Genomic DNA, 13,923 nt, shown 5'->3' with positions numbered 1-13,923 from the left:
TATATGTCGAGACGCATTGCCATAGATTTAAACCGTGTAGAAGGTGATCTGGAACTGGATGTGGAAATTCAGGACGGTCGCGTGGTGGATGCTTGGTGTAAAGGGGTTCTTTATCGCGGGTTTGAACAAATCCTCATTGGGCGTGATGCCTTAGACCCATTGGCGATCACACCGCGCATTTGCGGCATTTGCGGGACAGCCCATCTTTACACGGCCGTGTTGGCCTTGGAAAATGCTTTTAATATTTCCGTACCTGATAATGGTAAACGTATTCGCAATGTCTGTTTGCTGGCAGAAGAAATTTTATCTGATTGTCGCCAGACCTTTTTGATGTTCACCCCAGACCTATGTCATGAAAAATATGCAGGGGTTGAAGGTTTTGATCAGGTGGTTTCTGAGTTTAAGGAAATATCAGGTCAAGCTTATCGCGATGCGGTGAAACAAAGCAAAAAGATTGTCGAGATCGTTGCCATCTTTGGCGGGCAATGGCCGCATTCGTCCTATATGGTGCCCGGTGGGGTGACCACGCCAGTTAATACGCGCAATCTTCATGATGCGTTAAATGTGCTTGATGGCTATACAAACTGGTTTGAAAAACGCGTCATTGGTGATGATCTGGAAAACTGGATGGCGATGGATAAAGCTGCGGATTACCTGCAATGGTGTGAGGAAAATCCCGATAATATCGCCAGCCTCTTTACCCGCTTTGGACGCTTGCTTGGCTTACAGGATTATGCCCAAGGTTCGCAAAATCATTTAAGTTATGGCTACCTTCCTGATGGAGAAAACAACAGCTTGTTGCGCACAGGTGGTTATATTCGCCAAGGTGATGTGGATAATCAGCAAAGCTTTGATCATCTAAAAATCACTGAAGACCTATCCCATGCCTGGTTTAATGATGAGCTGGCGAAACCGCTTCATCCCTATGACGGGGTGACCCAGCCGAATTATTCAGAAGGCGGTAAGGCCTATAGTTGGGCCAAGGCTCCACGCTATGATGATCAGGTCGTGCAGACAGGGGCACTATCTTCTTTGTTAAATAGCGGTGATGGCTTGATGCGCGATTTTGCCAAGGCTGAGGGCAGCAATGCATGGCTGCGTCAATTTGCGCGCATTCGTCGTCAAGCGGGAAGCCTGTTGATGGTGCGCAAGCTGTTAAATGACCTTCTTGCACATGAGCATCAACCCTTTATTGAAAATCAGCCCCTTGGGCAGGATGGTGAGGGTTTTGGTACCATTGAGGCTGCGCGGGGTTGCCTTGGACATTGGGTGAAAATACGTGATGGCAAAATCGCTCATTATCAGGTGGTGACCCCAACGGCGTGGAATGCCTCACCCCGTGATGCACAGGAAAGACGTGGGCATTGGGAAGAAAGCCTGATCGGTGTGCCCATTGCCGATGAAAATGACCCGTTGGAAATTGGTCATGTTATTCGCTCACATGATCCCTGTTTGGTCTGTACCGTCCATGTGATGGGCAATGATAAAAGGTTGTGGTTTGGTAAGTGATGCATAAAAACGCGCACACTCATATCATTTGTTTTGGTAATCCCCTTCATGGGGATGACGGGTTTGGTACGGCTGTTTTTAAGGCGTTATCCCAACAGGATTTAGGGACTGATGTAAAGCTCATGGATGGGGGAACCTCCAGCTTATCAGCCCTTAATCTGTTTGAAGGTTGTGAGCAGGCCATTGTGGTTGATGCGCTAAAGGATGATACGGGCACTGTGGGGCTATCTTGGCACAGTGCTGAGCATTTTAAGGCACAAACACATGCGGGCGAGATTTCATCACACGGGCTTGGGGTGGGGGCCATTTTACAAGGCCTTGATATTCTGGCAGAAGACCAAAAAGTTGTTGAAGATATTAAGGTGCTGACCTGCACGGTTGCATCCCCAAAAACATTTAAGATGGAACTGAGCGCAGAAGTTGGCGCCAAGGTGGATGAAGCCGTTGGCCTTATTTTAGATCACGTCAGCCAAGGAGGGAGCTTATGATCCCTTCAACACGTGAAAATATGCCAATTAAAATCACCATTCATGATGAGGTGGATTTTCAAGGGGAGAAACGCTGGATCGGTCAGGTCCGCCTTGTGGGGGCAGATCAGTTAAGTGAGGTTATGATCTTAACCTTTAGCGGGCGCTATATTGCGGTTCCTCTTGCGTGCAAACATGCTGGAGCCTCCCTGATATATGCCCCAGTTGAGGGCAATACATTGGTGTGCCCGCGCCATGGTCATGCCTATGAGCTGGTGGGGCAGAATTCCATTGCCTATGATGTGCTCAGTGATAATGAGAATTTCTTTCTTATCACATCTGCGCAGGCCGTTTCCCCAGATGTACAGGCCCTAAAAGATCGTATCCATATCCTTGAGATGGAGCTTGAAGCCAAGAGCGCAGCGAACACAGCGTTGGAAGAACAAGTGGTTTCAGGTATGGAAGACATGGATCGCATGTTTTCTGAAATGATGTCGCGAAAGACGGAATGGAAAGAAAAATCACAACGCCTGACTAAGTTGAACGAACTTGTAAACCGGGTCACCAATACCATTAGTGAAGTGATCATCATTGCAGGGCCTGATGGTCATATCCAACGGGTGAACAAGACGGCCCTGTCTGTATATGGCTGTGAAGAAGATGAGTTTTTAGGTCGCAGCGTTGATGATTTATTAGCCAATAAAGACCTTGAAAGATTTGCAGAAGATTATAAGGGACAGCTTAATCTAAACAAGCCGCTTCTCTATCAACTTTGTTTTGCTGTGAGTTCTTTTGAGGCCGAGGTCTCTTTGCGTTTTGAGATTACATCAAATGGTAATGCGGCGATTGCGCATCCTTATTTGCTCCGCGCCACGCGGCTTTATGACAGTCAGGGTAAAGAAGAAGGGGCGATCTTTGTTTGTAGTGATATTTCTAAAATTAAAGAACGGGAATATCGCCTGCGTCAAAAAGAAAATGAAAAATCACTTCATCTTTTAGAAGCCACGTTAAACCAGATTAACCACGGGATTGCCGTGTTTGATGAGACGGGTGAGTTATTAGTTTCCAATCAGGCCTTTGTTATGATTACAGGCTGTGATCAACATTGGGCTGCACCGGGCACGTCCTATGAAAAATTCCATCAATTGGAAATGGAAAGCCTCAGCCTATGTACATTAAGCCCTGATCAGCGCGATTTAAATAGTTTACGGCAAAAAGCATGCTCATGGGAAAGTTATTACCACGATGGACGTGTGGTGGATAATGATACGAACCTGATGGAAGACGGTGGTTTTGTCTGGGTGTCTCAAGATGTTACCAGCCTGCGTGAAGATGCCGAAACCATGCGCCGCCTATCTTATGCGCTTGAGCAATCTCCCGCTGAGGTGATCATCACCAATACGGACGGGGTGATTGAATATGTAAATGCGAAATTTACAGAGAATACTGGCTTTAGTCGCGAACAAGCCATTGGTCATAAAACCAGCATGGTGCGCTCAGGCCATATGCCACACCAATATTATGAAAACCTGTGGGAGACCTTAAAGCAAGGCAAGGATTGGTCAGGTGAGGTTTTAAATAAACGAAAAGACGGCAGCCTCTTTTGGCAGCTTCTTTCCATCGCCCCTATGTATGAGCCCGATGGCAGTGTGCAGCGTTATCTTGCCATTAAAGAAAATATTGATGAGCGCAAAAAGGCAGAAGAAGAACTCTCTCGCCATCGTGATCATTTACAGGAACTGGTGGATGAACGATCACGCGAATTGATTAAAGCGCGCGATGAGGCCGAACAGGCCAACAGGGCGAAATCGGAATTTCTGTCGTCCATGAGCCATGAGCTGCGCACACCGCTAAATGGGATTCTTGGTTTTGCTCAATTGATGGAAATGAGCCGCAAAGACAAGCTTAGCGAAACCCAACGTGAATATACCCAGCATATTTTTAAAGCAGGTCAGCATCTTTTAGGGCTGATCAACGAAATCCTTGATTTGGCAAAAATTGAAGCTGGCAAAATGCAGCTTAATATCATGGAAGTTGATCTTGTTGCAGCCGTGAGTGATTCCATTGATTTGGTGCAAAATATGGCGGATGACCGCTCTGTTACTTTGCATAACCAGATTGATGAGGATGTGATTAGCGTATATGGCGATCCGGTTCGCTTAAAACAGGTTGTGGTTAATATTCTCTCCAACGCTATTAAATATAACCGTGATGAAGGTGACGTTTTCTTATGTGTTGAGCAGGAAGAAGATGCCCTTGTCCTTTCAATTTCCGATAGTGGCTATGGTATTGCAAAAGACAAGATGAAAGATTTATTCACACCCTTTAACCGTTTGGGTGTGGAGGGCCAAAATATTGAAGGCAGTGGTATTGGCCTGACCATCACGCGCAAATTGGTCACAATGATGGGTGGGGACATTCAGGTTGAAAGTGAAGAAGGGAAAGGCTCAACTTTCAGCCTGTATTTGCCCACAACCAAACCAGATTTTATTGAAAATGAGGATAGTCAGCTACAAAGCGACTTTATCGTTGGGTTTAATAACGAGATCATTGAAGAGGAAGATGGTGCGGGACCAAGTCATACAAGTGGCAAGACGATCCTTTATGCAGAAGACAACCCGTCAAACCAGTTCTTGATTGAACGGGCAATATCAAATTTGGCGGGTGTTGAACTTGTCATGGTGAATGATGCGAAATCTGCTGTTACTTATGCCAAGCGTCACACGCCCGATCTTATTTTAATGGATATCAACCTGCCCGGTATGAACGGGTTTGAGGCCATGAATATCTTGCGAAATGATGTAAAAACCCAAGCGATCCCGGTGATTGCCCTAAGTGCAAAAGCTCTACCGGAAGATATTGAACATGGTCTGAAATCAGGTTTTCGTGCCTATGTGACCAAGCCGGTTAATATTCCTGATCTGTTGGGCACCATTAACCGGACCTTTGAAAAGAAAATTATTTAGGGCCTTGAGCCTAGCCACTTGGCAGCACCATTGCCTGCGCGTTTACCCGAGGCAAAACAGGCCGTGAGCAGATAGCCCCCCGTTGGCGCATCCCAATCCAGCATTTCACCACAGATAAATAGGCCGGGGTGATTTTTTACCATCAGGTTTTCATCAAGCTGATCAAAGGCGACACCGCCTGCGCAACTAATCGCTTCTTCAATGGGGCGCGGGGCGGTTAAATCAAGTGGCAGGTTTTTAATGCCAATGGCGAGTTTTTCCATGTCAGAAAAACGGTCTTTATCCAGACATTCACGCAGCAAGGCCGCTTTAACACCGCTTAGCCCCGTTGCCCGTTTAATATGGGTGGAAATGGATTTTGACCCGCGTGGTTTTTGCAAGGCGGTGCGCAATTGTTCAAGGGAACGATCCGGTGTGAGGTCAATATGAAGGGCGGCCTTAACCTGTTGTTCAATTTCTAATCTTAAGGCACGGCTATGGGTGTAAATAGCACTGCCTTCAACACCTGTTTTGGAAATAACAAAATCGCCTTTTTTATAGCCAAGCTCCGTTTTAAGGGCGATGGATTTAACAGGGTGGCCTGCAAATTTCTCAATAAAGAACGTACTCCACTCCACAAGAAAACCGCAGTTACTTGGCTTAAACTCATTTAGTGATATTTCGCGCTCTCTAAGGGCAGTTTGCCAGTTTCCATCTGAACCAAGCTTGGGCCAACTGACCCCGCCAAGCCCAAGGAGGGTTGCATCGGCGCTAAAGCTGGTTTGCCCATTGGGTGTTTCAAAGATCAGCTCGCCCTTGTCCCATCCCATCCAGCGATGGCGCATATGGGTTTGAAGGCCCTTAATTTTAAGGGATTTAATCCAGCTGCGCAGCAGCGGGGCGGCCTTGAAATCGGTTGGGAATATACGCCCTGAACTGCCGATAAAAGTTTCAATGCCCAAATCTTTCGCCCAATTGCGAATATCTTCAGGGCTAAATTCACGAATGGCTTGTTCCAGAACGGGCGCCCCATCGCTATAGCGTTTTAAAAACTCTTCTAACTCTTCACTATGGGTCAGGTTCATCCCGCTTTTACCGGCCATGAGAAACTTGCGCCCCAATGAGGGCATCGCATCAAAAAGATGAACCTCATGGCCTTTGCCGACAAGTTGCTCAGCTGCCATCAATCCGGCAGGGCCGCCGCCAATAAGTGCAATTTTTTTCATGCTCATTTTAAACAGCCCTAAAAAACGAAAGAGAGGATGGCTCGGGGTGGACCATCCTCTCTATAGGGTCTTATTCAAACGATGTCTAGGGGAAGACCGTTTGAAAGGGAGGCTTCTCATAGAGGGCACTAGAGAAGTTACTTATTATATAACCATAGGATTGATAGTTTATCTGTGAGCTGCTTCACAAACCTGCTATTTTGTTTTTAATATTCAATAAAGGTGCTTGGAATGGTTATTCGCGACAAGAAAGAACTACTGGCAAATAGTGAGCTCCTCAGCGGGCTTGATGGCGATATGCTGGATCGTTTGTTGTCCATGACCGTGACGCGCAAGCTGGCAAAAAACGAGACGTTATTTGTAAAAGGTGATCCCGGGGATAGTCTTTTTGGGGTGCAGGAAGGCAAGATTAAAATTGTCACCACCTCGCCAAACGGCAAAGAGGTCACGCTCAATATCATTGAGGAAGGCCAGTTTTTTGGTGAGATTGCCCTGCTGGATGGTATGGACCGCACAGCCGATGCGGTTGCCATGGAAAAAAGTGAGCTATTGGTTATTCAACGGCGTGATTTTATCCCGTTTTTGGAAAAACATCCCAAGCTTTGTATTCAGGTCATGCAGCTTCTGTGTCACCGTGTGCGCATCACTTCTGAAATGGTGGAAGATGCCGCCTTCTTACCCCTTGATGGACGCTTGGCAAAACGCTTGCTTAATCTGGCAGAACTTTATGGGGAAGAGGGTGAGAATGGCGGGGTTCTGATCGGACTGAACCTGCCCCAACAAGAGCTCGCCCGCATGATGGGGACGAGCCGTGAAAGCGTGAATAAGCAGTTGCAAATCTGGCGTGGTGCAGGTTGGATAGAGCTTGCACGCGGCAAAGTCACCCTTATGGATGAAGATGCATTGCGTGATGTTTTGGAAGCCGCAGAGTTTGATTAGAGGCTGTTTTTAAGGTGCCTTTGAATCACTTCTCGCCATTTCCTCAAGGGCATGTTCTTCAAGGAAACTGGTGAGATAATCATAGGCCTCATCCACCGTGTCGCAATAGGTGAAAAGCTCCATATCTTCTGGGCTGATGGTGCCATATTTCACCAAAGCATCCAGATTAACCACATCATCCCAGAATTCTTTACCATAAAGGACGATAGGCAGGCGCTTGCTGACTTTATCTGTCTGGATTAGCGTGAGAGCTTCAAACAGTTCATCCATTGTGCCAAACCCACCGGGGAAGGCGACCATGGCTTTGGCTAGATACATGAACCAGAATTTACGCATGAAGAAATAGCGAAATTCAAAAGAAAGCTGACGTGTAATATAAGGGTTTTGATGTTGTTCAAACGGCAGGGTGATATTAAACCCCATGTTGAGCCCCTTGGCTTCAGAAGCCCCGCGATTTCCCGCTTCCATAATGCCCGGGCCGCCCCCTGTACAAAGCACAAAGCGTTTTTTAACCCCTTCTAACCCCTTGGACCATTCTGTTAAGCGGCGTCCCAACTCGCGCGAATCTTCATAATAGCGCGACATATGAAGGTCCATTTCCGCGCGTTTAACATCACCGTTATTTTTGCGTGCTTCAGCCAATTGTTCTTCAGCAACATCGCGTGGCAATGTGCGGGCAGAACCAAAAAAGATAATGGTATCTTCAACGTTTTGCGCCTCAAAACGGGCATCCGGTTCGATATATTCTGACAGGATGCGCAAGGCACGGCCTTCACGGCCTTCAATGAAGTGAGTGTTGAGATAGGCTTGAACAGGAGGGTAGGGGGAGTCGACCATGGGAAACCTCAATTCTTGTTATCATTATTATAATATATTGGAATTGTTGGAGGAATTGGCAAGAATTTAAATATGCCAGCCTATTTTTCCCACTTGGAAGCGGCTTCATCATCGGCTTCGCGGGCATCAACCCAACTGCCATCGCCTTGTTCATCTTCTTCCAACTTCCAAAAAGGAGCTTTGGTTTTTAGAAAATCCATGAGGAATTCAGCTGATTCAAAGGCTGCTTTTCGATGGGCAGAGGCGGTCACGACCAATACGATATTTTCACCGGGCTCCATGCGGCCATAACGGTGAATAATCAGCACCTCTTCAAGGGGCCAGCGATCGCGTGCAATGGCTTCAATTTCTTCCAGCTTCTTTTGCGTCATGCCCGGATAATGTTCCAGTGTCATGGCTGATACGCGGGTTTCGTCTTCTTTGGTATGTTGAAAATCACGCACCAAACCAACGAAAGAACAAATGCCGCCAATAGACGGATTGCCTTTGGAAAGGGCATTAATCTCTGCGCCCACATCAAAGTTTTCAGCCTGTACACGGATCATGGGTTCAGCCTCCGGTCACAGGGGGGAAGATGGCGAATTCATCTTCATTTTTCACCATATCGACTTCTTGGGCATAATCCTGATTAACCGCCACACGAATGACTTTTTCCGCACTTAAGGCTTCAGCATAATTTTCCCCGCGTGCACGCAAAAGATCGAGGACCTCAGCAACAGTATGGGCGCCTTTTGGCAGTTCAATTTCTTCTTCAGCGCAACCGATTTTGGTGCGCAACCATGCAAAATAGAGAACTTTCATTACTGGCTTACCTCGCTATAAGGGATGAAATCGACCAAATCACCGACTTTAATCTGATGGGCGTGATCAGGTATTTCTACCAGACCGTCTGTTTGAACCATGGAAGTGAGAACGCCTGATCCGGTTGTGTGAAACAGCTCAACCACGGGCCCGTTTGGGGTGTCTTTTAAAAAAGCACGCTGCCATTCATAGCGCCCGCCTTTATGGTTCATCTCAAAATTAGCCGGGATTTTATAGCTGCGCGTGGAAATATCACTGCGACCAGAAAAACCAGAAATCATGGGCCGGGCAATCATCATGAAGGTCACCAAAGTTGCTACCGGATTGCCGGGCAGGCCGATAAACGGGGTCTCGCCCACTTCGCCAAGGGCAATGGGGCGACCCGGCTTAATGGCAATGCGCCAGAAATTGATTTGGCCTAACTGGGCAACAGCTGATTTGACATGGTCTTCTTCACCAAGGGAAACCCCACCAGAGGTAAATAGAACATCATGGGTGTCAGCGGCCTCTTTTAAACCATTGGTGATGACGCCCAGATCATCGGGCAAAATGCCAAGGTCTGTGACTTCACAGCCCACAGATTCCAACAGGGACATAACGCTATAACGGTTGATGTCATAAACGCAGCCTTCCCCTAAGGGCTCACCCGCATCGGTGATTTCATCGCCTGTTGAAAAGACAGCAATTTTTAAAGGCGCATAGACTTCAATCTCAGTTTTACCAACGGAGGCACAAACACCAATGTCAGCCGCGCGTAGTTTGCGCCCTTTTTTAAGGATCACATCACCGATTTTAATGTCTTCCCCCAGTTTGCGAAAATTAGCACCTTTTTTGGGTGCCGCACCTGGGGCAAACGTGACATGGCCCTCAGCCTCAGTGGCATTTTCCTGCATGATGACCGTATCACTGCCTTCAGGAATAGGAGCACCTGTAAAAATGCGCAAAGCCTCACCGGATTGGGCTCTGCGCCCTAAAGGGTGACCTGCGGCAATACGGGCGCTAACAGGCAGAATGGTTTCACCATCGGTTTTTAAATCCTGAAACTTAACCGCATAGCCATCCATGGCAGAGTTGTTATGCGGGGGGACATTTTGCTGGGCGGTGATGTCAGAGGCTAGAATTTTACCCACACATTGGCGCAAGGGCAGAGTGGTGGTTTTAGCCATCGGTTTGATTTTTTCTGCCAGACATTGGCGTGCCTCATCTAAGGGCATCATCGCACCGGGGGTGGCAAAACAGCTTTCAAAAACGGTATTCATGTTTATTTCCGAAGTTGCAAATGATCGATAATAAAAGCCGCAATTGCCTCTGCGTCATTGAGGTCGATCAAGCCTCGACCATCCGTTTCAAATTTCTCATCACTGGCAATGGCGAGAATGGTTTGATCCTCAGGCCATAAAGCCGGACGACCATAGGACGGGCGGTGAACCTCGATCTTGGGATGGTCATGATATTTAAACCCTTCCACCAAGAGCAGATCGACTTTAGTCATATGGGGCAAAAACTCTTCAATCTCGGGCTCTTTTTCATCGCGCAATTCATGCAGTAAAGCCCAGCGTTTACTGGAGGCAAGCAAGACCTCTTGCGCCCCTGCTTCGCGTTGGCGATAGGAGTCTTTTCCCGGTTTATCCATATCAAATTGATGATGGGTATGTTTGATGGTGGAAACCGAAATACCATGTTTGGCAATGGCGGGGATCAGGTCTTCCAACAAGGTGGTTTTGCCACTGCCACTTTTACCGACAATACCAAAAACTTTCATTTATTCGACCATATGCTTAAGGCCGGTGCGCAGATAATCATATCCGGTGACGAGGGTCAAAAGGGCGGCCAGCCACAAACCGACATAGCCAACCGTGACGGTCTCAGCAACCCAAAGATAAGGCCCGGCATTGCCCACAATTAAGAAACCAAGGGCCAACATCTGAATGGTTGTTTTCCATTTCGCCAATAATGTCACAGGCACGCTGACTTTTGTTTGGGCAAGAAATTCACGCAAGCCAGAGACCAGCAGTTCGCGCACCAAAATAACACCTGCTGCCACGACATGAATGCCTTCAATCGGGCCAAAGCCGATGAGCATGATAATAAGCGTTGCAATGAGCAGTTTATCAGCAATTGGGTCCATAAATTGACCAAGGGCAGATTGCAAATCCATCTTGCGCGCCAGCCAACCGTCAAAGAAATCGGTGATACAAGCGTAGACATATAAAGAAAAGGCCATCCAGTTGCCCGCAGGTTCACCCACCATATAAAGGCCGATCAGGATCGGGATGATCATGATACGTGAGGCAGTTAATATGTTGGGCAGGTTCCAGAGCATGGTCTCTACATCTTCTCTTTAATGAATTGTGGAGGGCATATTAGGTCGGAAAATAAAATTAGGCTATAGGCTTGTTCTCTTTAAGGCACAAAAATGTTCATTTTGATCATCAATTTTTAACTGTTTAGACAGTATTTATGTTATATCACGTCTGTGTTTTGTAAATACGCATGTATGTTGTGCTTTGTCTTCAGGGAAAATGATGAACCGTTTGAGTGTCTTAACTGTTTTATTTTTAGGATTTATTCTAAGTAATGCAAATGCACAGGCCAGCACAGAAACGCAATCGCCTGTGGTTGCGGTTCCCATTATCACCCAATTGGTGAAAAAGGATGAAGCGCAGAATAAATGGACAGGTCCGTTAATTGATCTCCTTGGTGAAGTTGAAAAAAAAGCCGGGACTGATCTTAACTTGCGCCTTGTGCCTTTTAAACGTGCGATTGCCATGACCAAAGAAGGCGAGGCTGATTTTGGCGTTTTTATGGAAAGCCCGAAACGCAACAAAATGGCCATGCCGATTATGAAACTGGGTGAGGCTCTTTTTGTAATTGTGAGCTTGAAAGACAGCGCCATTACGGATTTAAACCAGCTCGAACATAAAGTCGTTGGACGCATCCGTGGGGGAACAGACGTTAAAAGCCTTAAGGCGCTTTCCAATATGAAATACCATTTTTTTAACAATCACGAAGATGGCGTGCGATTGTTAAAGGCTGGGCGCATTGATGCGTTGTTAACAGCTGATTTCAGGGTTTTGGATGCCATTGAAAATTTTGGTCTGTCCTTTAAAGAGATTGCACGGCCCCTGTCTGTGGAACCACGTGAATTATGGCTTTATTGGTCGTGGGAGTCCAAACAACCCTTCGAGCTTGTGCGCAATATCAAAAACTTGCCCGCTCTAACCTTTCGTGGGATGGATACGGGCACCTTATATGACAGCTATAAACAACCATAAAATATCTTATTCGTGAAAATGGTCATAGAGGGTCTTGGCAATGGATTTGCTGATGCCATCGACTTGTTCAAGATCGCTTAAGCCCGCTTGTGCCACAGCCTTGGCAGACCCAAAATGATGCAAAAGCGCTTTTTTACGCTTTGCCCCAATACCATCGATATCATCTAAAATCGATTGTTTAACTGACTTGCCGCGTTTGGCGCGATGGGTGCCAATGGCAAAGCGGTGGGCTTCATCGCGCAGGCGTTGGATGAAATGATTGACGGGTTCTGTATGACCAAGCTGGAAAGGTTCAAGCCCGGGGATGATGATTTTATCATAGCCCGCGTTGCGATCTGGCCCTTTTGAAATACCTGCCAGTGTTACATCATCAATACCAAGTTCTTCAAAAACAGACACCGCAATATTAAGCTGGCCTTTACCGCCATCAATAATCACAAGGTCAGGCCATTGGCCTTTTTCTTTATCCGGGTCTTCCTTGATGGCGCGCGAAAACCGTCGGGTGAGGACTTCACGCATCATAGCGTAATCATCATCACCTTGGGCTTCTTTGATGTTGAATTTACGATAGGCATTTTTAATAAACCCATCTGGGCCTGCCGCAATCATAGCGCCAACTGAATTTGTCCCTTGGGTATGGGAGTTATCATAAACTTCAATGCGCTCAGGCATGGCGTCCATCTGCATAACGCGTTGGACCTCAAGCAGGAGCTTTCTCTGGGATGCACTTTGCGCCATGCGTCTGCCCAAGGCCTCGCGCGCATTATTCATGGCATGTGAAATGAGCTTGGTTTTATCCCCGCGTTTTGGCGATTGGATGGTGACTTTACGCTCAGCACGCACGCAGAGGGCTTCTTCTAAAATCGTTTGGCCCGGCAGGTCATGGCTGACCAATATTTGTTTGGGCGGGTGCTTATCGGCATAAAACTGTCCCATGAAAGCTTCGATAATTTCAGGCAGTTCGTCTTTAGAACCATGGCTTGGATAATAAGCCCGATTACCAAAATTAGCCCCTGCGCGAAAAAAGAAAACCTGAATGCAGGTTTGTCCACCATCTTGATAGCCGGCCACCACATCGGCTTCTTCAAGGCCGGGGATGTTGATGTCTTGGCGCTGTTGAATGCGCGACATGGCTGAGATGCGATCGCGATAAATAGCGGCTTCTTCAAATTCCAAATTCTCACTGGCACGGGCCATGTGCTCAGCCAGTTCTTCTTGTAAGGCTTTGCTGTCGCCGCGCAAGAAACGCTCAGCCTCCCCAACCAGCTTGCCATACGCTTTTTGAGAGATGCGATCCACACAAGGCGCTGAGCAGCGTTTGATCTGATATTGCAGGCAGGGCCGTGTGCGTGCACCAAAGACACTATCTGAACAAGGGCGCAGCAAAAAAGCACGCTGAAGGGTATTGAGCGTTTCATTTACCGCCCAAGCTGAAGCAAAGGGGCCAAAATAGGTGCCTTTGCGGTTTTTCGCCCCGCGATGTTTCAGCACTTGGGGGAAATCATGATCCCCTGTTACCAAGATCATGGGAAAAGATTTATCATCGCGCAGTAAAATATTATAGCGTGGCTTTAACTTTTTGATCAGGTTGGATTCAAGTAACAGCGCTTCGGCTTCTGTGTGGGTGGTGATGAATTCCATGGCGTGGGTTTCTGAAACCATGCGCTGGATACGAATGGTCAGGCGTTGTGGTGTGGTATAATTTGCCACGCGTTTTTTAAGGGATTTGGCTTTACCCACATAAAGCACATCGCCTTTTTCATTAAACATGCGATAGACACCAGGGCCTGAAGCCAGTGTTTTAAGGTAGCCCTTAATCACTTCCATACCCCGGCTTAAAGAGCCTTTAACGGGCGTGCTTGGGACTTCTAGTCCGCTTTTTTCTTCATGTCTGCGCTCATTCATAACTCAACAGATGGAACAT

Annotated in this window: 13 protein-coding genes; 5 read left to right on the top strand and 8 right to left on the bottom strand. The window is 47.2% G+C overall.

What is annotated here, in order from left to right:
- Positions 1 to 3: 3 nt before the first annotated feature.
- The 3 genes from MTBPR1_RS17085 to MTBPR1_RS17075 are packed head-to-tail and all read left to right on the top strand — an operon-like array spanning position 4 to position 4,942.
- On the top strand, positions 4 to 1,509 hold the full coding sequence (locus tag MTBPR1_RS17085) for a nickel-dependent hydrogenase large subunit (RefSeq protein WP_069190257.1): 1,506 nt from the start codon (positions 4 to 6) through the stop codon (positions 1,507 to 1,509).
- Positions 1,509 to 1,997 carry a hydrogenase maturation protease gene (locus MTBPR1_RS17080; protein ID WP_069190256.1) on the top strand — a complete coding sequence of 163 codons (489 nt, stop codon included), beginning with the start codon at positions 1,509 to 1,511 and terminating at the stop codon, positions 1,995 to 1,997. The genes MTBPR1_RS17085 and MTBPR1_RS17080 overlap by 1 nt, the downstream gene beginning before the upstream one ends.
- Positions 1,994 to 4,942 carry a PAS domain S-box protein gene (locus MTBPR1_RS17075; RefSeq protein ID WP_069190255.1) on the top strand — a complete coding sequence of 983 codons (2,949 nt, stop codon included), beginning with the start codon at positions 1,994 to 1,996 and terminating at the stop codon, positions 4,940 to 4,942. The genes MTBPR1_RS17080 and MTBPR1_RS17075 overlap by 4 nt, the downstream gene beginning before the upstream one ends.
- On the opposite strand, the gene MTBPR1_RS17070 is transcribed toward MTBPR1_RS17075, so the two are convergent.
- The gene (locus MTBPR1_RS17070; RefSeq protein ID WP_069190254.1) at positions 4,939 to 6,153 is read right to left on the bottom strand and encodes a TIGR03862 family flavoprotein; all 1,215 of its coding nucleotides are present in this window, start codon (positions 6,151 to 6,153) and stop codon (positions 4,939 to 4,941) included. The genes MTBPR1_RS17075 and MTBPR1_RS17070 overlap by 4 nt on opposite strands.
- A 225-nt stretch (positions 6,154 to 6,378) precedes the next feature.
- On the opposite strand from MTBPR1_RS17070, the gene MTBPR1_RS17065 reads away from it, so the two are divergent.
- Positions 6,379 to 7,086 (top strand): Crp/Fnr family transcriptional regulator, encoded by a 708-nt coding sequence (locus MTBPR1_RS17065; RefSeq protein WP_069190253.1) that lies wholly within the window; start codon positions 6,379 to 6,381, stop codon positions 7,084 to 7,086.
- Between the two features lie 9 nt (positions 7,087 to 7,095).
- Here MTBPR1_RS17065 and MTBPR1_RS17060 read toward each other — a convergent pair whose 3' ends face one another.
- The 6 genes from MTBPR1_RS17060 to pgsA all read right to left on the bottom strand — a co-directional run bounded on the left by MTBPR1_RS17060 (position 7,096) and on the right by pgsA (position 11,047).
- Positions 7,096 to 7,923, bottom strand: a complete 828-nt coding sequence (locus tag MTBPR1_RS17060) for an LOG family protein (RefSeq protein WP_069190252.1) — start codon at positions 7,921 to 7,923, stop codon at positions 7,096 to 7,098.
- An 80-nt stretch (positions 7,924 to 8,003) separates the two neighbouring features.
- Positions 8,004 to 8,468: a molybdenum cofactor biosynthesis protein MoaE gene (locus MTBPR1_RS17055; protein WP_069190251.1), complete on the bottom strand. Its 465-nt coding sequence runs from the start codon at positions 8,466 to 8,468 to the stop codon at positions 8,004 to 8,006.
- A 4-nt stretch (positions 8,469 to 8,472) separates the two neighbouring features.
- Positions 8,473 to 8,724 carry a molybdopterin converting factor subunit 1 gene (gene moaD / locus MTBPR1_RS17050; RefSeq protein ID WP_069190250.1) on the bottom strand — a complete coding sequence of 84 codons (252 nt, stop codon included), beginning with the start codon at positions 8,722 to 8,724 and terminating at the stop codon, positions 8,473 to 8,475.
- Entirely contained in the window at positions 8,724 to 9,983 is a 1,260-nt protein-coding gene (gene moeA / locus MTBPR1_RS17045) for a molybdopterin molybdotransferase MoeA (RefSeq protein ID WP_069190249.1), read from the bottom strand. The genes moaD and moeA overlap by 1 nt, the downstream gene beginning before the upstream one ends.
- A 2-nt stretch (positions 9,984 to 9,985) precedes the next feature.
- Positions 9,986 to 10,486 carry a molybdopterin-guanine dinucleotide biosynthesis protein B gene (gene mobB, locus MTBPR1_RS17040; protein WP_069190248.1) on the bottom strand — a complete coding sequence of 167 codons (501 nt, stop codon included), beginning with the start codon at positions 10,484 to 10,486 and terminating at the stop codon, positions 9,986 to 9,988.
- Positions 10,487 to 11,047, bottom strand: coding sequence for a CDP-diacylglycerol--glycerol-3-phosphate 3-phosphatidyltransferase (gene pgsA, locus MTBPR1_RS17035; protein WP_069190247.1), 561 nt, complete (start codon positions 11,045 to 11,047; stop codon positions 10,487 to 10,489). It abuts the gene before it with no gap.
- A 199-nt stretch (positions 11,048 to 11,246) separates the two neighbouring features.
- On the opposite strand from pgsA, the gene MTBPR1_RS17030 reads away from it, so the two are divergent.
- Positions 11,247 to 11,999, top strand: coding sequence for a substrate-binding periplasmic protein (locus MTBPR1_RS17030; RefSeq protein ID WP_083223185.1), 753 nt, complete (start codon positions 11,247 to 11,249; stop codon positions 11,997 to 11,999).
- 6 nt (positions 12,000 to 12,005) lie between these two features.
- Here MTBPR1_RS17030 and uvrC read toward each other — a convergent pair whose 3' ends face one another.
- Positions 12,006 to 13,826, bottom strand: coding sequence for an excinuclease ABC subunit UvrC (gene uvrC / locus MTBPR1_RS17025; protein ID WP_240492946.1), 1,821 nt, complete (start codon positions 13,824 to 13,826; stop codon positions 12,006 to 12,008).
- Positions 13,827 to 13,923: the final 97 nt, after the last annotated feature.

The organism is Candidatus Terasakiella magnetica (assembly GCF_900093605.1).
In the GTDB taxonomy this organism is placed as follows: Bacteria; Pseudomonadota; Alphaproteobacteria; order Rhodospirillales; family Terasakiellaceae; genus Terasakiella; species Terasakiella magnetica.
The sequence above is the reverse complement of the archived record's forward strand: the minus strand, read 5'-3'. Positions and strand labels throughout refer to the sequence as shown.